The organism is Hymenobacter antarcticus, from assembly GCF_039539545.1.
In the GTDB taxonomy this organism is placed as follows: Bacteria; Bacteroidota; Bacteroidia; order Cytophagales; family Hymenobacteraceae; genus Hymenobacter; species Hymenobacter antarcticus.
The window spans coordinates 215,918-233,260 of record NZ_BAABDI010000004.1 but is presented as its reverse complement, the minus strand read 5'-3'; the positions used below and the strand labels follow the sequence as shown (position 1 = coordinate 233,260).

Genomic DNA, 17,343 nt, shown 5'->3' with positions numbered 1-17,343 from the left:
GGCGCCGAGTTGCCGGCGTTGTGCGGGCGCACCCGTGTGGTAATTTTCCCATAAATTCGTTCGGTAAGCAGGCGGTAAAGGTACCCCACTATCCTCCGGGACTATACACCTAGGGCGGTCAGACCGGGGGCCTACGCCAGCACCTGAATAACAGCTTCTGAAAACCGCTCCATTTCCTCTAATTGCGGGCTGGCTTGCAGCAGGAAAAAGTCCACGCCCACGTTCTCAAACTCCCCAATCCGGTCCTGAAGCTGGGCGGGCGTGCCGGTGAGGCCCGTGCGCAGGCCGCGGTTCGACACCGAGTAATCGGCCAGCGACACCTGCTGCTCCAGCTGCGTGCCGGCCAGCCACTGCTGGTAGTTGTCGTAGCCCGCGGCCGAGGCCTTCACGTTGGTGATGCGGTCCAGCTCCTTTTTCACGTCCTGCTCGTTGTCACGCACGATGGTGTAGCCGGCCACGCCGAATTTCATGGGTGGCAGGCCTTTCTGCTCGCGGCGGCGGCGCATATCGGCAATCCGGGCCCCGATTTGGGCCGGCGAGTCGCCGTGCATCACGTAGCCGTCGCACTGGGTCGAGATAAGGTCCTTGGCCGCTTCCGATTCGCCGCCGGCGTACAGGAACGGGGCCTTGGCGGGCTTGGGCTGTAGCACGTTATCAGCCACCTGGTAGTACTTGCCCTCGTAGCTGAAATGGTCCTGCTTCCACACGTTGGTCACCACGTCCAGCCACTCGCGGGTGCGGGCATACCGGTCGTCGTGCTGCTCGAAGTGCAGGCCGTATTTGGTGGCCTCGTCGCGCCACCAGCTCGACACCACGTTCAGCGAGAGCCGGCCGGGCGCAATCAAATCAATGTTGGCGGCCTGCTTGGCCAGCAGCGCCGGCTGGTGAAACGTGGGGCGCACGGCCACCATTATTTCCAGCTGCTCGGTGACGGCGGCCAGCGCGGCGGCCGTGCTCCAGGCTTCCAGCGAAGCCGCCTCCGTGCCCTTGATGTCGTTCAAGTACAGCTCGGCGATGAGCGTGAGGTCGTAGCCCAGCGCCTCGCTGCGCTGCGCCAGCTGCTTCACGTAGCTCCAGTCGGTGGGCATGTGCTCGTCTTCCACGTTGCGCAGCCAGCCTCCAAATACGGGCATCCAATATCCGAATTTCATATTTTTGAATGGTGAGCGAACGTCATGCTGAGCTTGCCGAAGCATCTCTACCGCAGTAGTAATTCATGTTGATTGCAACGAAGCGGTAGAGATGCTTCGGCAAGCTCAGCATGACGTTCTTTTTTGATGATATTGAGTTAAACCGTGGCCAATTCACCTTTCCCAGCCCCCACCGCCACTGCCGGCAGCTGCGTTTCGAGGTAGTCCACGAAGCGGGCATAGGGGTCGAAACCCACCACGTTCACGGCATCAGCCACGAAGTTGGACAGCGCGTTGATGTCGTAAAACAGCACGTCGCCGGTGCGGTCGTTAATCAGGTACTCGATGCCGCCCACGTCGATTTTAGCGGCGGCCACGATGCGCTCCACGGCGGCGATGACCTCGGCCGGCGGCGTGAAGGCTTCCACCTGAATCCCCTTTTTCGGCGCTTCGGTCAGACAGAATTCGGCCGACTGCTCCTCCGGAATCTGGCAGATTTCGGCCGGGCACAGGTTGAAGCTCTCGCCGGTGGTAAACACTTTCATGGCGTAGAGAAACTTGCCGTCCAGCATTTCCACGCGGTGGATGTTGCCGCCGCGGGGCGTCACGTATTCCTGCACCAGCGCCGTCTGGTCGATGCCCAGGTCAATCTGGTTATTGTCCACAGCCGCCTGCAATCCTTCGATAGTATCGAAGCGGATGATGCCCGCACCACTGCCGCCAATATTCACCTTCACCACAATCGGAAAACGCAGCTCTTGGGCCGCATCCACCGCCCGCGAGGCGTGGTTGATAACCCGCGAAGCCGGGTATTTCAGTCCCAGCGACTCAAACAGCGAAAGCTGCCGCGCCTTGTTGGTCTCGATGGCCGTGGCCGCCGAGCCGTTGATAATGCGCGTGCCGATGCGCTCCAAATGCGTGGCAAAACCGGCCGTGTGGAAAATGCCCTGCCCGTGCCCGCGCAGGTAGGCTGAGGAGCTCATGCGGTTCACCACGAGGCTGTAGCGGCTCTCCTTTTCCGATGGATTGAAGAGGTGATGCGCGGCGTCGATTTTCTCGTAGGGCAGCTCGCGGCGGTCCAGCTCGGCGAAGAGCGGCTTGAACCATTCGGGGTGCTCGAAGTAGATGCCAATAGGCTTTTGCAAGGATGACATAAGTAACAGTAATGAGATGAAGTGAAATCGGGAGAAAAGCTGTAATTCCGAGCCGTATGGCGCTTAAAAGCGCACGGCGGCATAATCCAGCAAGAATTAAAAGAGGGGCCCGAGCGGGTTGTCGGCAGGTCATTTTCAAAGGACCAGAGCGCGTAGCCGCATCAACTGAGAGCAGGCAGCGAGGCCGGGCGTAGGCTAAAAAGCACGACGCGAAACCAACTCCACCACAGAGCAATCGGCAAACAACCCGGAAAATGAGGACGCAGACGCCGCGGGCGGCCACAAACACGCCGCTATCGAAAGCCAACGGGCTTCCGCAACGGACTTACCTACCCGCGAAAAACCACTCGGGACGGATTAGGCCAGACAACAACAGCAACAACAGCCCATACCAGCCATTCGCAGGGTAGCGACGGGGGCACGAAAGGCGGTGGTTCGGAGGGGGAGGTTGTTGGAGGCTTCCACGGCAACTTGTTTTTATATGGTCAGGAATTGGCACCGTGCCCGCGGTTGCGGATGGTTGCCGGCGCGTCTGTGAGCCTGTCTCTCAGCGCCTCTGTATAAAAACAATCCTTTAGGAGAAAGAATTGATAGTACAAATATAGGCAGGAAACCCGAACCCTGGCAAAAGGTTGGCGGCAGGCCTGTACTTACCGCTATAAAAAAAGAACGTCATGCTGAGCGGAGCCGAAGCATCTCTACCGCGCAAGTAACCAATTACTCTCGCAGTAGAGATGCTTCGGCTCCGCTCAGCACGACGTTCTACTTGTTGTTTGTTTCTGCCTTAAAAAAGGCCTTGCTTACCTACCGGCGCAGGGCCAGCCGCACGCCGGCCATCAGCCAGCGCGAAGGCATCTGGGCCCCCAGCAGGTCCGAATACCGCTCGTTGAACAGGTTCTGCACCTGGCCGGTGAGCCACAGCCGCTCGGGTAGCAATGCCGCTTCGAGGCGGGCGTTGAAAACCACGTAGCTCGGGGTGAGTGCAACATTCAGCTGGCCATTGGTGGGCGTGACAGTGGTTTGCTGAGCCGCCCGCTGCTTGTATACGCCGCCCACGGCCACGGTGAAGCGCCGTTGCACCACGCTCACATTGCCACTCACCAGGTGCTTGGCCACGTTGCTCAGGTACTGCGACACTACTTCGCCGGCCACGTTGAGGTGGGTATATGTGTAGCCCACGCTGCCTTCCAGACGCAGACCGGCGGCGAGCTTGGCGCGGGTGCTGGCTTCAAATTCCAGGCCCTGGGTGGTGACGGCGAACAGGTTCTGGGCGAAGCGGTAAGTAGCAGCCGGGTTCAAATTTGTGAAGCCTGTGGCCTCAATTACCTGGCTGCCGGGCTGGCTTACGTAGTCAATAAGGTTGCGGCCGTAGCGGTTGAAGTAGGTGGCGCGCAGCGTGAGGGCGGGCAGGGGCACGAAGTCCACGCCGCCCTCGTAGCTGATGGTGCGCTCGGCGTTCAGGCCGGGGTTGCCCACGTTGAAGCCGTTGGGTACGGTGCCGGGCCGGATGGCCGAGTTGTACTGCTCGGTGAAGTTGGCCGCCCGAATGGCCCGGCCCACGGCGGCGCGCACCGTCAGCTTCTCGCCCATTTGCTGGCTGGCGGTGAGCTGGGGCACCACTTCGGTGCCGTATGCCTGGTCGTGGTCGAGGCGCAGGGCTGCCGTCACATTTAAGCCAGAGTACGGTGTGAGGCCGGCCACGGCAAACGCGCCTTGGTGCCACACGGCGTGGTTGCCGCGGTCGTTGCTACGCACGGAGCGGCGGTCGGCCTGGCCGCCCAGGGTCAGCTGCACTTTGTCGGAAAGGCACAGCTGGTGCTGGCCCTGCACGTTGAGATAGTGCATGAGGTGGTCGCTGGCTACCGAGGTGGGCGTGAACAAGTAGACGTCGGTGCTGGATGTGCCCACCAGCTGCAGCTCGGTGCGGGCGCGGGCGTTCCAGTCGTAGCGCAGCTGGCCCTGGTACCAGTCGCGCGCGGTGGTTTCGCGGGCGCGGTCGCTGGCCGAGGTGGTGTAGTAGTTCTGGGCATTGTATTCGCGCCGGTCGAAGCTGGCACGGGCCGCCGCGCTCAGCTTGCTGTTTACCTGATAAGCCCCGGAGAGTGAGTAGGTATTCAGCTTAAAATCATTGCGCCCGCCACCGGGCACGCTCAGCAGCTGGCCGCTGGCCGAGTTGTTGAGGATGCCGCCGGCCAGGCGCAGGCCCTTGTCCTGGCCGTAGAAGCCGGCGTTGGTGCTTTTCAGGTTGTACTCGCCGGCCAGGAAGGTGGCGGCCAGCTCGGTGCCATCGGGCCGGTGGGTGGCCGCGAAGGTTTTGGTCACGATGTTGATGAAGCCGCCCACGGCATCGGGGCCGTAGAGGGCCGCGCCGGGACCGCGCACCACCTCAATCTGCTCAATCTCGGCCGGGGTGATGGGCAGGTAACCGGCAAAATGGCCCGTGAGCGGGTCGTTCAGCCGCATGCCATCCAGCAGAATCAGCACTTGGTTGAAGGTGGAGCCGCGCAGCGTAATGTCGGCCTGGGTGCCGAAGTTGCCGCGACTCTGCACCTCAATGGCCGGCAGCAGGCGTAGTAAGTCATCCAGCGAAGCCACCGGATACTGGCTGAGGGTGCGGCCGGGAATCACGGTCACGTAGCGGCCGGTCTGGCCGGCGGACTGGTTGAGGCGGGAGCCGTACACCGTCACTTCGCGCAGGGCGCGGCTGCTGTCGGCAGGGGTTTGGGCGAGGGCGTTACCGGTGAGAAAAATGCAGAGAAAGGGCGTGGCGTAGTGCGTAAGTCGCATTCAGATGGGGGTTGATGAGGGCGCAAAGCTACGGGCTGAAGGTTGGTCGCTACTTTCGTGGCGGGCCGGGCAACGTTGACCACGTTGCCACGTCCTTCGCGCAAATTCACTTTTTTACCTCCCACCACCTTTTTTCAATGAAGCATCTTTTTGCGATGGGCCTTCTGAGCCTGGCGGCCACTGCACCGGCCATGGCGCAGGCTCCTACCCCACCGGCTCCCAAGGTTGAATCCCCGTACCGCGCCTCGGCTACCAAAGTCAGCAACCTGGTGCACACCAAGCTCGATGTGCGCTTCGACTACGCCAAGCGCTATCTCTACGGCAAGACGTGGATTACGCTCAAGCCCCACGCCTACCCCACCGACTCGCTACGCCTCGATGCCAAAGGCATGGAAATCAAAGCAGTGGCCCTGATGAGCGGCAACCAGCAGCAGCCCCTGAAATACACCTACACCGATGCCGCCAACCTGCGCATCAACCTGGGCAAAACCTTCAAGCCCGGCGAGGAATACACGATTTACATCGACTACGTATCGAAGCCCGACGAGCTGAAAGTGCAGGGCAGCGCCGCCATTACCGACGCCAAGGGCCTCTACTTCGTGAACCCCGACAGCGCCGTGGCGGGCAAACCCGTGCAAATCTGGACGCAGGGCGAGACCGAAGGCTCCTCCGCCTGGTTCCCGACCATCGACCGGCCCAACCAGAAAACCACCCAGGAAATCAGCATGACCGTACCCAGCAAGTACGTCACGCTCAGCAACGGCAAAATGGTGAGCTCGGTGCCCGCCGGCGCGGGCCTGCGCACCGACACCTGGAAAATGGAGCTGCCCCACGCGCCCTACCTGTTTATGATGGCGGTGGGTGACTTCAAAATCTACAAAGACACCTGGCGCGGCAAGGAAGTGAGCTACTACCTCGAGCCCAAGTACGCGCCCTTCGCGAAGCAGATTTTCGGCAACACGCCCGACATGCTGGAGTTCTACTCCAACCGCCTCGGCGTGGAGTACCCCTGGAATAAATACGCCCAGATTGTGTGCCGCGACTACGTGAGCGGGGCCATGGAAAACACCACCGCCACCCTGCACGGCGAGCAGGTGCAGCGCACCGACCGCGAGCTGCTGGACCGCGATTTTTCGGGCGAATCGGTGATTGCCCACGAGCTGTTTCACCAGTGGTTTGGCGACTACGTGACGGCCGAATCGTGGGCCAACATCACGGTGAATGAGACCATGGCCGACTTCGGCGAGGGCATTTACCTGGAGCACCGCGACGGCCGCGACGCCGCCGATGCCCACTATTACCGCTATGCCCAGCGTTACCTGGCCAGCCCGCGCGATGCCACCAAAAACCTGGTGCGCTTCCATTACGACAGCCAGGAGGACGTGTTCGACCTGGTGAGCTACCAGAAGGGCGGGGCCATCATGGACATGCTGCGCACCCACCTCGGCGACGACGTGTTCTTCGGTGGTTTACAGAAATACCTCAAGGACAACGCCTTCGGCAACGGCGAAGCGCACCAGATGCGCCTGGCGTTCGAGGCCGTTTCGGGCCAGGATTTGAGCTGGTTCTATAACCAGTGGTATTTCGATGCCGGCCACCCCGTGGTTGCGATTGATTACGCCTGGGACGCGGCCAAAAAGATGCAGTCCGTGACCGTGAAGCAGACCCAGGCGGGCCGCACCTTTCAGCTGCCCTTCACCATTGATTACTACGTGGGCGGCAAGGTGCAGCACCAGGCCGTCACCATGACCGAAGCCACCCAGACTTTCTCGATGGCCCTGCCCACCAAGCCCGACCTGGTGAACGTGGATGCCAACAAGAAAACCCTGTGGTTGAAAACCGACAACAAGCCGCTGGCTGATTTCGCCTACCAGTATGCCCACGCCCCCTCGTACGTAGACCGGCGCGAGGCCGTGGCGGCGGCGGCCAAGGACCAAACCACCAGCGTCGCCCGTAGTGTGCTGCTGGCCGGCCTCAACGACAAGTTCTACGGCATTCGTATCGCCTCGCTCCAGGCCCTGAAGCTCGACGACAAAGCCGTGGCCAAGGCCGCTACGGCCGCCCTGCGCAAGCGCATCACCACCGAAAAAGACCCGCTCGTACTGCCCGCTCTGCTCACCACCCTGGCGAAGCTGAAGGACAAGAAGGACGAGAAATATTTCACCCGGCAGCTCAGCAGCCAGTCCTACAGCGTGCAGGGGGCAGCCCTCAGCGCGCTGGCTACGGTGCAGCCCGCCCAGGCGCTTGCACAGGCCAAGCCCTTCGAGAACGACAGCCACGGCGCCCTGAGCCGGGCCGTAACTGAGGTGTACGCCAGGCAGGGCGGCATCGCGCAGTGGCCCTACGTCCGCGACAAGTTCGATGCTGCACGGCCCCAAAGCAAGTTCGAAATGTTTGAGCCCATGGCCAGCATGATTGGCCGCCTCAACGACCCCATCGTGTTCAACGAGGGCGTGACGCGCCTGAAAGACCTTGGCATCAAGTACAAAGCCTACGGGGCCGATGCGCCGGTAATTGCCCAGCTCCAGGGCATCATGGCCACCAAGGGTGCCTCGGCCGAGAATAAGCAGGCCCTGGATAAAGCAATTCAGGACATCAAGGACGCCAAGTAAGCCGTTCTGACTGTTGGATTATTCCAGCCTTAGCTACCCAGAAAGCCCCATTGCGCACGCAATGGGGCTTTTCTGTATCTGTTTTGGAAGCGTTACTGGCCCGCCGAAGCTGCGCCAGCCTTGGGTTTACGACCAGGCTTTTCCGCTTCGGGCAAGTCCTCGGCCGGGTCGAGCGCGGGGCCCTCGTACGTGCTGGAGTCTTTGTCGGCGGGCACTGCCACGGCCTTGGTACCGTAGATGTGGTCAAATTCGTCCTGCTTCTCAGTGTCTACTTCCAGGTCCTTGAGCAGGCCCTCGTGCAGGTCGTACACCAGGCCGTGGAGCTTGGGTGGATTGGGCCTGTTGCGGGCGTTCTGCATGATGCTGGTTTTGGCCAGGTTGCGCACCTGCTCAATGACATTGAGTTCGACGAGCCGACGCAGGCGCTCAGTGGGGTCTGTGATGCGTAGCAGCTCGGTTTCGTGCAGGCGCACCACATCGCGAACGTTGGTCAGCCAGTTGTCAATCAAGCCATACTGCTTGCTGGAGGCCGCCGCCGCAACGCCACCACAGCCGTAGTGCCCGACCACCAAAATAACCTCAACTTCCAGCACTTCCACGGCGTACTGCAGCACCGAGAGCAGGTTCATGTCGGTGTGCACCACCACGTTGGCAATGTTGCGATGGGTAAACATCTCGCCCGGCCCGGTGCCGGTGATGGCGCTGCCCGGCACCCGCGAATCGGAGCAGCCAATGAACAGGTAGCGGGGCTTCTGGCCCACGGCCATTTTGCGGAAATACTCGGGGTCTTCGGCAAGCTTGGTTTCTACCCAGCGGCGATTGCCTTCCAGAATGTGGTTCATAGAAAATCAAAATAAAGTCGCAAACCGTCTGGTTTACGTAAAAAAGACACGGGGCGTCTGCAAGCAAAAATAATTAATGTCCGGCTATCTCCACCTGCCGAATGCCGCGCAGCTCCAGCTCGATGCCCCGGGCGGGAGCGGCCTGCCGGAAGGCCTCAATAGCCTCCAGCACATCGTGGTCGATAACATCGGACCGGGTGCCGTCCAGGATAACGCGGCTGCCGGTGGGTAGCTGCTCCAGCGTGGTCACGATGCTGGCTTTGTTGAGGAAAGAGACGTGCTCGGGCAGGCGCAGGTGCAGCAGGCTGGGTTCATCGCCTTCTGCCGCATCGGCGGCTTCATCGCGGCGCAGGTACGAGCCGGCCTTGGCATTGTCGCGCAGAATAAAGAAGAAGCCCAGGGCCAGCCCAATGCTCACGCCCTTGAGCAGGTCGGTGAAGAGCACCGCGACGATGGTGATGATGAACGGCACGAATTGCTCGCGGCCCAGATTCCACTGCTTGCGATAGAGGGCCGGCGAGGTGAGCTTATAGCCCACCAGCAGCAGCACGGCCGCCAGGGCCGACAACGGAATCAGGTTCAGAATAGAGCCCAGGAACAAGAGGCTCACCAGCAGCAGAAAGCCGTGGATAATGGCCGAGAGCTTGCTCTGCGCACCAGCCGCGATGTTGGCGGATGAGCGCACGATGACGGCCGTGAGGGGCAGCCCGCCCAGCAGGCCACTAACCAGGTTGCCGGTTCCCTGGGCCAGCAGCTCGCGGTTGGTGGGCGTGTGGCGCTTCTGAGGGTCGAGGTTGTCGACGGCTTCCACGCTGAGCAGGGTTTCGAGCGAGGCCACGATGGCAATGGTGAAGGCCACGCCGTAGGTGGCCGGATTGCGCAGGGCGTTGAAATCGGGGAAGGTCATTTCACCGGCCAGCTGGCCCAGCGACGACAGCACCGGCAGCTTCACCAGGTGCATGGGACGCACCTGCCATTCCGGGGCCACCGTTTTCAGAAGGTGGTTGATGGCCACCGCGGCCACCACTGCTACCAGTGCTCCGGGCACCAGCCGCGCCCAGGGCTGCCGGCGCACGGGCGCAGTATTCCACAGCAGCATCAGCACCAAAGCCACCGTGCCTACCAGCACCGAGCCGGGGCTCAGCGCCTTTACCGCCGCGCCAATGGCCGAGAACGTGTTCAGGCCATCGACCTGCAAAAACTTCATGTCCTCAAAATAGTCGGCATCGGCTCCAAAAAAATGCGGTAGCTGCTTCAGAATCAGAATAATGCCAATGGCAGCCAGCATACCCCGAATTACCGCCGCCGGGAAGTACAGGGCAATGATACCGGCCCGCACAATCCCCAGAATTATCTGGATAACCCCGGCCACGGCCGTAGCGGCCAGCACTGCCGGCCACGAGCCCAGCGACGCAATGGCCGAAAGCATCACCACCGTGAGGCCGGCCGCCGGCCCACTCACGCTCACCGCCGAGCCGCTGAGGATGCTCACCAGGATGCCGCCCACGATACCCGAAATCACGCCCGCCAGCAGCGGGGCCCCCGAGGCCAGCGAAATGCCCAGGCACAGCGGCAAGGCAACCAGAAAAACGACCAAACCCGCCGGCGCATCCTGCCCGATGGTGCTGAACAACGATTTATTAGAGCCAAACCCGGGCTCGGACGGGCGCGTGGGTGCAGGTGGGGCGATGGGCGCACCAGTGCGGGCCGGGGTAGAAACAATTTGCGTCATGGGCTGATACCGGAACGTCTCACCACACTCGGCAAGCAGGTTCGGCGACAAGGATACGCGCGCGCAATTAACAGGGAATTAAAAGTGAATTAAAAGCGAATTAAAATTTCAACCGCTGCTTTAAGCAGGCGTTGAAAAACCACGATTCGTTAGCGCCTTGTTGTTAATCAGCTTATTACAAATTACTCCAACGACTAACAACCTGCTATCAGATAACTTCAGATGAGATTATCAGGGGTGTTGGCCACCTAGCTGATTGGCCAGCTAAGCCAGACCTGAGTGCCCTGCCCCGGCTCGCTCTTTACGCGGACTGTGCCGCCATGCAGCGCCATAATGCGGGCCGCCAGCGGCAGGCCAATGCCGTGGCCCGGAACCGTGCGGGCCGAAGCAGCCCGGAAAAAAGGCACGAACACCTGCTGCAAATCGTCGGCGCTGAGACCCGGCCCTTCGTCGGCGATGAGCAGCGTGAGGTGAGTGCGGGTGCGGGCCAACGTGGCTGTCACGGTACCGCCGGAGTCCCTCGAAAACTTGCAGGCATTATCCAGAATATTGAGCACGGCCGAAATCAGCAGCGCCTCATTGCCCCGCACCGTGAAAGCGGCATTGTCATCCGCCTCCCCAAAATCGAGGTCGACGCGGCGGGTGGGGTGGCGGCGCAGCAGCTGCTCGTGGGCTTGCAGCAGCAGCTCATCGAGGCGCACGGCGGCCATGGGCACCTGGGAGGGGTCGTCGGAAGCGCGGGCAATTTGCAGCAGGCCGTTGGTGAGCTCATTGAGCTGCCGGGCCGAATCGAGGGTACTTTGCAGCACGCGGCGGTATTCGGTGGGGCTGCGCTCGGCTTGCAGCAGCGATACTTCGAGCTCGCCAATCAGGGCCGTGAGGGGAGTGCGCAGCTCGTGCGAGGCGTCGCGCACGAAGGTGCGCTGGCCGGCAAAGGCCGCTTCCAGGCGGTCGAGCAGGCGGTTGAAGCGCTGGGTCAGCAAGCCAATTTCATCGGTCGAGCCCCCGATTCGGGTCAGGCGCTGGCTCAGGTCGGTAGCCGTGATGCCGTCTACCTCGCGCACGATGCGCCGTAGCGGCCGCAGGGCCTGCCCGGCAAACACCCAGCTGCCCACGCCCATCACGCCCACGGACACCAGCAGGCCCAGCACCAGCAAGTGCCGTAGCTGCTGCAATTGCTGCCGACTATCCTTATCTACTGACGAGGCCACTATCACCAGGGGCCCCAGCCTGGCATCGCGGTAGAGCATGCCGACGGTTTCGTGGTAGTTGCTATCGGGCTCCAGCACGGCGCTGCCGGTGCGGCGCACCTGCGCCAGCCAGGCAATGGGCACCGGCTTGGCCGCCCCCTGCCCTTCCCGGAACACCAGGCGGTTGGCAGCGTCGTATACCCGGCCCTGCTCGGCGGGCAGGGTGCGGTAGAGCTGGCGCAGGTAGCGCCGGTACGAAGCCTGTTCGCCGGCATCGCTGTGGTCATTTTGGCCAGCCACGTAGGCGTGCCCCACCACCAGCGTGCGCTTAAACAGGCTTTGGGTGAACAACGCCCGCCGCGACTGCTGCGTGGCGAAGTAGGTAACGAGCGCAAAAAGCAGCAGCGTCACGGCCAGAATAGCCCCAAATTGCTGCGCAAGACGTAGGCGAATGGTCATGGTGAACGGGACCGTCTGTCATTGCGAGTGGCGTGCACCGCAACGCGGCAATCCGTCCTCACACTGTAACCAGCCCGATAATGTGATGAAGCTTTTTTGGGTAGAAATGCGCTTCTGAGGCAGCTGTGCGACTGATTGAATTCAAGGGCTTTGTCACGCCTCAGAGCTGGTCGCGTTGGAAGGACGGATTACCGCACTCCACCGCGTTTCGCTCGCAACGACAGGGCTGCTCACCCCTCATTCCTCATCACGTAGCCCATGCCCACCAGCGTGTGAATGAGCTTGGGCTCAAACCCCTTATCTACTTTTTTGCGCAGGAAATTGATGTACACGTCAATCACGTTCGAGCCCGTGTCGAAACTCAGGTCCCAGACGTGCTCCAGCAAATCGGCCCGCGACACTGCGCGGCCCTGGTTGCGCAGCAGGTATTCGAGCAGCGCAAACTCGCGGGCCGTGAGCTGGATAGCCTGCCCCGCCCGCTCCACGCGCTTGGCGCTGGGGTCGAGGCTGAGGTCGGCGAGGTGGAGCAGGGCTTTGGGCGCGGGCGCTTCGGTGCGGCGGCGAACCAAAGCGCGCAGGCGGGCCAGCAGCTCTTCAAAGGCGAAGGGCTTGACGAGGTAGTCGTCGGCTCCGGCGTCGAGGCCCCGGATTTTGTCGTCGGTTTCGCCCAGCGCCGTGAGCATGAGAATGGGCACGCCGGGGTCGTGGGCGCGCACCTGCCGGCACACTTCCAGGCCGCTGAGGCCGGGCAGCATCTGGTCCAGAATCAGGCAGTCGTAGTGCGTGGCCTGGGCGCGGCGCAGGCCCAGCAGGCCGTCGGCGGCGAGGTCCACGGTGTAGTCCTGCTCCGTCAGGCCCTGGTGCAGGAAGGCCGCTACGGAGGGCTCGTCTTCAACTAAAAGGATTTTCATGGGGCGGGAAGGTAGCGCCGTTTTGGAAAACCGGCCGCGTGCGCGGCACTCAGCGAGCTGGCTATCCGGAGCAATCCGGCTTGACGGCGCGAACAGCCGACGCGTTGTATTCCTGAAGACATAACCCAGCTCCGGTTTCAGGCACCCTCCGGAAAGAGCGTTTCGGAGAAACTGCTAAAAAAAATTCCCCCTTCATTATATCTGATTTTTAACATTTTACCTTGATTTAGCGGTGCTTACCCGGCGGCAACCGGCGGCAACCGGCAGCAGTTGGTAAAACACAGAGGAAAAGGCACCCGTAGGCAATTAACTAGTCGTTCAAAAGTAAACGGGTTGTCAGTTGCCCGCTGTTAGTTGTCAGTCAGCCGATTGCCTTCCTGCCAACAACTGACAACTAATGACTAACAACTTAGCAGTACCCGCACACCTTAGCTATTCGCCCTATGAGCCAAGTTACTCAAGCCCCGCTGGGCCACCCGCCCGGTTCGCTGGTCGCTACCCAGCCCGTTAGCCTCACCATCAACGGCCAGACCCACAGCCTGCAAATCGCGCCCTGGACGACCCTGCTCGATGCCCTGCGCGAGTACCTCGACCTGACCGGCACCAAGAAAGGCTGCGACCACGGCCAATGCGGGGCCTGCACCGTGCTCGTCGATGGCAAGCGCATCAATGCCTGCCTCTCGCTGGCCGTAATGCACGAAGATTCGGACATCACGACGATTGAGGGGCTTGGCACAGCCGAGAAATTGCACCCGTTGCAACAGGCTTTTATCGACCACGATGCCTTCCAGTGCGGCTACTGCACGCCGGGCCAGATTTGCTCGGCCCAGGGCCTCATCAATGAAGGCAAGGCCAAAACTGAGGCCGACGTGCGGGAGTTGATGAGCGGCAACGTGTGCCGCTGCGGGGCTTATGTAGGCATTCTAAACGCGGTGATGGAAGTAGTGGGGAAGGAATTAAAAATTGAGAATTAAAAATTAAAAGTGTGTTGATTATCAACCCTGATTAATTCACTTTTTTGACTCCCGTTTTTAATTTTTAATTCATAATTTTTAATTCAGCCCAATGAACAGTTTCACTTTTACCCAAGCCCCGGCCGTGGCGGCGGCCGTGCAGGATAGAGCAGCACACGAAGGCGCGGCCTACATCGGGGGCGGCACCAACCTGATTGACCTGATGAAGGAAAACGTGGCCCGTCCCACGCACCTCATCGGCCTCAAAAAACTGGGGCTCGATACCATCGAAACCCTGCCCGATGGCGGCCTGCGCCTCGGTGCCCTCGCCACCAACGCCGACACCGCCTACCATTCCGAAGTCTCGACCCGCTACCCGCTGCTGAATCAGGCCATTCTGGCCGGGGCCAGCCCGCAGCTGCGCAATATGGCCACCGACGGCGGCAACCTCATGCAGCGCACCCGCTGCTACTATTTCTACGACCTGGCCACGCCCTGCAACAAGCGCGAGCCCGGTTCGGGCTGCTCGGCCATCGGCGGCTACAACCGCGTGTGCGGCATCCTGGGCACCAGCGACTCCTGCATCGCTACGCATCCGAGCGACATGTGCGTGGCCCTGGCCGCCCTCGACCCCACCGTGCGCGTGAGCGGCCCGAACGGCGAGCGTACCATTAAGTTCGAGGATTTCCACCGCCTGCCCGGCGACCACCCCGAGCGCGACAACACCCTGGAGCCCGGCGAATTAATCACTGCTATCGACCTTCCCACCAAGGGTTTTGCCCAGCATTTCAGCTACCTGAAGCTGCGCGACCGCAGCAGCTACGCCTTTGCCCTGGTGAGCGTGGCGGCGGCGCTGGAACTCGACGGCACCCTTATTAAAGATGCCCGCCTGGCGCTGGGCGGCGTGGCCCACAAGCCCTGGCGCGACAAAGAGGCCGAGGCCCTGCTCATCGGACAGCCGGCCACGGCCGAAACCTTCGGCCGCGCCGCCGCCAAGGTACTGGCCGGGGCTAAAGGCCACGGGGCCAACACCTTCAAGATTGAGCTGGCCCGACGCGCCATCGTGCGCGCCCTCAAGCAAGCCACTGAAATGAATGAGGCGGTCGACACCAACGCTTTTCAGAATTCCAATCCGTAGTTCCCTGCCCGTTGGCCGGTCATGCTGAGCTTGTCGAAGCATCTCTACCGCAATAGTAAATGAGTACTCTTCGCGGTAGCGATGCTTCGACAAGCTCAGCATGACCGGCCAAATACAAGTCAGGAATCACTTCCCACCGCCCTTCGCCCCGAAATCCCATGACTCTCCAAACCGACTACATCGGCAAACCCACCAGCCGCGTCGACGGCCCGGCCAAAGTGGCCGGCACCGCCAAGTACGCCGCCGAGTTCAGCGTGCCCAACCTGCTCTACGGCTACGTGGTGAGCAGCCCGATTGCCAAGGGCAAAATCACGAAAATCGACAGTGCCCCGGTGCTGGCGCTGCCCGGCGTGCAGCAGGTTTTTTCGCACGAGAACGTGCCGCATTACGCCATCCTCGACCGCAGCTATAAGGACCAGATTGCCCCCGGCGGCTCGCCCTTCCGACCGCTGCACGATGCCGAAATCAAGTATAGCCTGCAACCGGTGGCGCTGGTGGTGGCCGACACCTTTGAGCTGGCCCGCTACGCTGCCTCCATCCTGCACATTGAGTATGAGCAGGAAGCGCATGAAACCGAGCTAACCAAGCACATTGACGAAGCCTACGAGCCCGGCAGCGGCAAGGCCGGCTACCAGCCGCCGAAGTCGCGCGGCAACTTTGGCAAGGGTTGGAAGGCGGGCGTGGCCCATATGGAGGCGCGGTATTCGCACCACGCCCAGCACCACAACCCGATGGAGATGTTCGCCACCACGGTCGAATGGCTCGGGGATAAGAACCTGACTATCTACGACAAAACGCAGGGCGTTTTTAATAGCCAGCAGGTAGTCAAGAATATTTTCGGGCTGAGCAAGGAGCAGGCGCGGGTGATTTCGAAGTACACCGGCGGCGGCTTCGGCTCGGGCCTGCGGCCCCAATACCAGCTGTTTCTGGCCGTGATGGCTTCGTTGCAGCTCGAGCGCTCGGTACGCGTGTCGCTCACCCGCGAGCAGATGTTCAGCTTCGGCCACCGGCCCGAAACCTTGCAGCACGTTGCCCTGGCCACCGCCGCCGACGGCTCGCTCACCGGTATCAACCACTTCGCCGTGGCCGAAACCTCGCGGTTTGAGGATTTCACCGAAAACGTGGTGGGCTGGTCCGGGATGCTCTACGACTGCAAAAACGTGGAGCTGGGCTACCGCCTTAGCAAGCTCGATGTATACTCCCCGCTCGATATGCGGGCCCCCGGCGCGGCCTCGGGCTCCATCGCGCTGGAAATTGCGATGGACGAAATGGCCTACGCCGCTGGCCTCGACCCGCTCGAATTCCGCATCCGCAATTACTCCGATTTCGACCAGACCCAAAACCTCCCCTACTCCAGCAAGGCCCTGCGCAAGTGCTACGCCGAGGGCGCGGCCAAATTCGGCTGGGAGCGGCGCACAGCCGAGCCCGGCTCGATGCGCGACGGCAACTTGCTGGTGGGCTGGGGCATGGGCGGCGGCGTGTGGGATGCGTCCAAGATGCCCGCCACGGTACGCGCCAGCCTCGACGCCGACGGCCACCTCACCGTGAGCAGCGGCACCAACGAAATCGGTACCGGCACCTACACCATCATGACGCAGATTGCGGCCGAAAGCATGGGACTGCCCATCGAAGCCGTCACCTTCGTGCTGGGCGATACCACGCTGCCCGAGTCGCCCCTGCAAGGCGGCTCCTGGACGGCCGCCTCGGTGGGCAACTCGGTGGTGGAGGCCTGCACCAAGCTGGGCGAGGCCCTGCTGAAACAGGCCCAAAAAATGGACCACCCGGCCTTCAAGGATGCCAAAATCGACGACGTGCAGTTTGCCAACGGCCAGCTGCGCCTGCGCGCCGATGATACGAAAGCCGTGGTCCTACGCGACCTCGTGCAAGCCAGTGGTGAGCCCAGAATCGAGGCCGAAAACTCCACGGTACTCGCCAAGCTGGCAATGCTGAAGCCGCCGAGATACTCTATGCACGCCCACAACGCCGTGTTCGTAGAGGTGAAAGTGGACCCTGACCTCATGACCGTGCACGTCAGCCGCGTGGTGAATGCCGTGGCCGCCGGCCGCATCATCAACCCCAAAACGGCCCGCAGCCAGGTCCTGGGCTCGGTCGTCTGGGGCATCGGCTCGGCCCTGATGGAGGAATCGGTGATGGACCACCGCTTCGGCCGCTACATGAACCACAACTACGCCGAATACCACATTCCCGTCAACGCCGACATCCACGACATCGACGTAATCTTCGTGAGCGAGGAAGACGACAAAGTCAATCCCCTCGGTATCAAAGGTCTGGGCGAAGTGGGTATGCTGGGCGTAGCCGCCGCCGTGGCCAACGCCATCTACCACGCCACCGGCAAGCGCGTGCGCGACATGCCCATTACGATTGACAAGCTGCTGTAGAACCTGGAGCACCGTGAGGTGCTGGAATAGCTAGCG

The 17,343-nt window shown here is 61.7% G+C and carries 11 protein-coding genes and 1 riboswitch; of the genes, 4 read left to right on the top strand and 7 right to left on the bottom strand.

The window, feature by feature from the left end; all coding sequences use genetic code 11:
* Positions 1 to 131: 131 nt before the first annotated feature.
* From ABD819_RS05345 to ABD819_RS05335, 3 genes are all read right to left on the bottom strand, one after another.
* A complete protein-coding gene (locus ABD819_RS05345; RefSeq protein WP_345121787.1) occupies positions 132 to 1,151 on the bottom strand; it encodes an LLM class flavin-dependent oxidoreductase in 1,020 nt (339 codons plus the stop codon).
* Between the two features lie 137 nt (positions 1,152 to 1,288).
* Positions 1,289 to 2,284 (bottom strand): ATP-grasp domain-containing protein, encoded by a 996-nt coding sequence (locus tag ABD819_RS05340; RefSeq protein WP_345121785.1) that lies wholly within the window; start codon positions 2,282 to 2,284, stop codon positions 1,289 to 1,291.
* Between the two features lie 474 nt (positions 2,285 to 2,758).
* Positions 2,759 to 2,851, bottom strand: a riboswitch (SAM riboswitch).
* 237 nt (positions 2,852 to 3,088) lie between these two features.
* The gene (locus ABD819_RS05335) at positions 3,089 to 5,071 is read right to left on the bottom strand and encodes a TonB-dependent receptor plug domain-containing protein (RefSeq protein WP_345121783.1); all 1,983 of its coding nucleotides are present in this window, start codon (positions 5,069 to 5,071) and stop codon (positions 3,089 to 3,091) included.
* A gap of 137 nt (positions 5,072 to 5,208) precedes the next feature.
* On the opposite strand from ABD819_RS05335, the gene ABD819_RS05330 reads away from it, so the two are divergent.
* On the top strand, positions 5,209 to 7,683 hold the full coding sequence (locus ABD819_RS05330; protein ID WP_345121781.1) for a M1 family aminopeptidase: 2,475 nt from the start codon (positions 5,209 to 5,211) through the stop codon (positions 7,681 to 7,683).
* A gap of 92 nt (positions 7,684 to 7,775) precedes the next feature.
* Here ABD819_RS05330 and ABD819_RS05325 read toward each other — a convergent pair whose 3' ends face one another.
* From ABD819_RS05325 to ABD819_RS05310, 4 genes are all read right to left on the bottom strand, one after another.
* Positions 7,776 to 8,525 (bottom strand): carbonic anhydrase, encoded by a 750-nt coding sequence (locus ABD819_RS05325; protein WP_345121779.1) that lies wholly within the window; start codon positions 8,523 to 8,525, stop codon positions 7,776 to 7,778.
* A gap of 73 nt (positions 8,526 to 8,598) precedes the next feature.
* Positions 8,599 to 10,257 carry a SulP family inorganic anion transporter gene (locus ABD819_RS05320; RefSeq protein ID WP_345121777.1) on the bottom strand — a complete coding sequence of 553 codons (1,659 nt, stop codon included), beginning with the start codon at positions 10,255 to 10,257 and terminating at the stop codon, positions 8,599 to 8,601.
* A gap of 248 nt (positions 10,258 to 10,505) precedes the next feature.
* Entirely contained in the window at positions 10,506 to 11,906 is a 1,401-nt protein-coding gene (locus tag ABD819_RS05315) for a sensor histidine kinase (protein WP_345121775.1), read from the bottom strand.
* 230 nt (positions 11,907 to 12,136) lie between these two features.
* Positions 12,137 to 12,817 carry a response regulator transcription factor gene (locus ABD819_RS05310; protein ID WP_345121773.1) on the bottom strand — a complete coding sequence of 227 codons (681 nt, stop codon included), beginning with the start codon at positions 12,815 to 12,817 and terminating at the stop codon, positions 12,137 to 12,139.
* Between the two features lie 443 nt (positions 12,818 to 13,260).
* Here ABD819_RS05310 and ABD819_RS05305 point away from each other — a divergent pair, with 443 nt between their 5' ends.
* From ABD819_RS05305 to ABD819_RS05295, 3 genes are all read left to right on the top strand, one after another.
* A complete protein-coding gene (locus tag ABD819_RS05305; protein ID WP_345121771.1) occupies positions 13,261 to 13,791 on the top strand; it encodes a (2Fe-2S)-binding protein in 531 nt (176 codons plus the stop codon).
* 91 nt (positions 13,792 to 13,882) lie between these two features.
* Positions 13,883 to 14,908 (top strand): FAD binding domain-containing protein, encoded by a 1,026-nt coding sequence (locus ABD819_RS05300; RefSeq protein ID WP_345121768.1) that lies wholly within the window; start codon positions 13,883 to 13,885, stop codon positions 14,906 to 14,908.
* Between the two features lie 158 nt (positions 14,909 to 15,066).
* The gene (locus ABD819_RS05295; RefSeq protein WP_345121766.1) at positions 15,067 to 17,307 is read left to right on the top strand and encodes a xanthine dehydrogenase family protein molybdopterin-binding subunit; all 2,241 of its coding nucleotides are present in this window, start codon (positions 15,067 to 15,069) and stop codon (positions 17,305 to 17,307) included.
* Positions 17,308 to 17,343 lie beyond the last annotated feature (36 nt).

Excerpts from the sequence above, each read along its gene's own strand:
- ABD819_RS05345 (WP_345121787.1), bottom strand. The coding sequence starts at position 1,151 with ATGAAATTCGGATATTGGATGCCCGTATTTGGAGGCTGGCTGCGCAAC.
- ABD819_RS05340 (WP_345121785.1), bottom strand. The coding sequence starts at position 2,284 with ATGTCATCCTTGCAAAAGCCTATTGGCATCTACTTCGAGCACCCCGAA.
- ABD819_RS05335 (WP_345121783.1), bottom strand. The coding sequence starts at position 5,071 with ATGCGACTTACGCACTACGCCACGCCCTTTCTCTGCATTTTTCTCACC.
- ABD819_RS05330 (WP_345121781.1), top strand. The coding sequence starts at position 5,209 with ATGAAGCATCTTTTTGCGATGGGCCTTCTGAGCCTGGCGGCCACTGCA.
- ABD819_RS05325 (WP_345121779.1), bottom strand. The coding sequence starts at position 8,525 with ATGAACCACATTCTGGAAGGCAATCGCCGCTGGGTAGAAACCAAGCTT.
- ABD819_RS05320 (WP_345121777.1), bottom strand. The coding sequence starts at position 10,257 with ATGACGCAAATTGTTTCTACCCCGGCCCGCACTGGTGCGCCCATCGCC.
- ABD819_RS05315 (WP_345121775.1), bottom strand. The coding sequence starts at position 11,906 with ATGACCATTCGCCTACGTCTTGCGCAGCAATTTGGGGCTATTCTGGCC.
- ABD819_RS05310 (WP_345121773.1), bottom strand. The coding sequence starts at position 12,817 with ATGAAAATCCTTTTAGTTGAAGACGAGCCCTCCGTAGCGGCCTTCCTG.
- ABD819_RS05305 (WP_345121771.1), top strand. The coding sequence starts at position 13,261 with ATGAGCCAAGTTACTCAAGCCCCGCTGGGCCACCCGCCCGGTTCGCTG.
- ABD819_RS05300 (WP_345121768.1), top strand. The coding sequence starts at position 13,883 with ATGAACAGTTTCACTTTTACCCAAGCCCCGGCCGTGGCGGCGGCCGTG.
- ABD819_RS05295 (WP_345121766.1), top strand. The coding sequence starts at position 15,067 with ATGACTCTCCAAACCGACTACATCGGCAAACCCACCAGCCGCGTCGAC.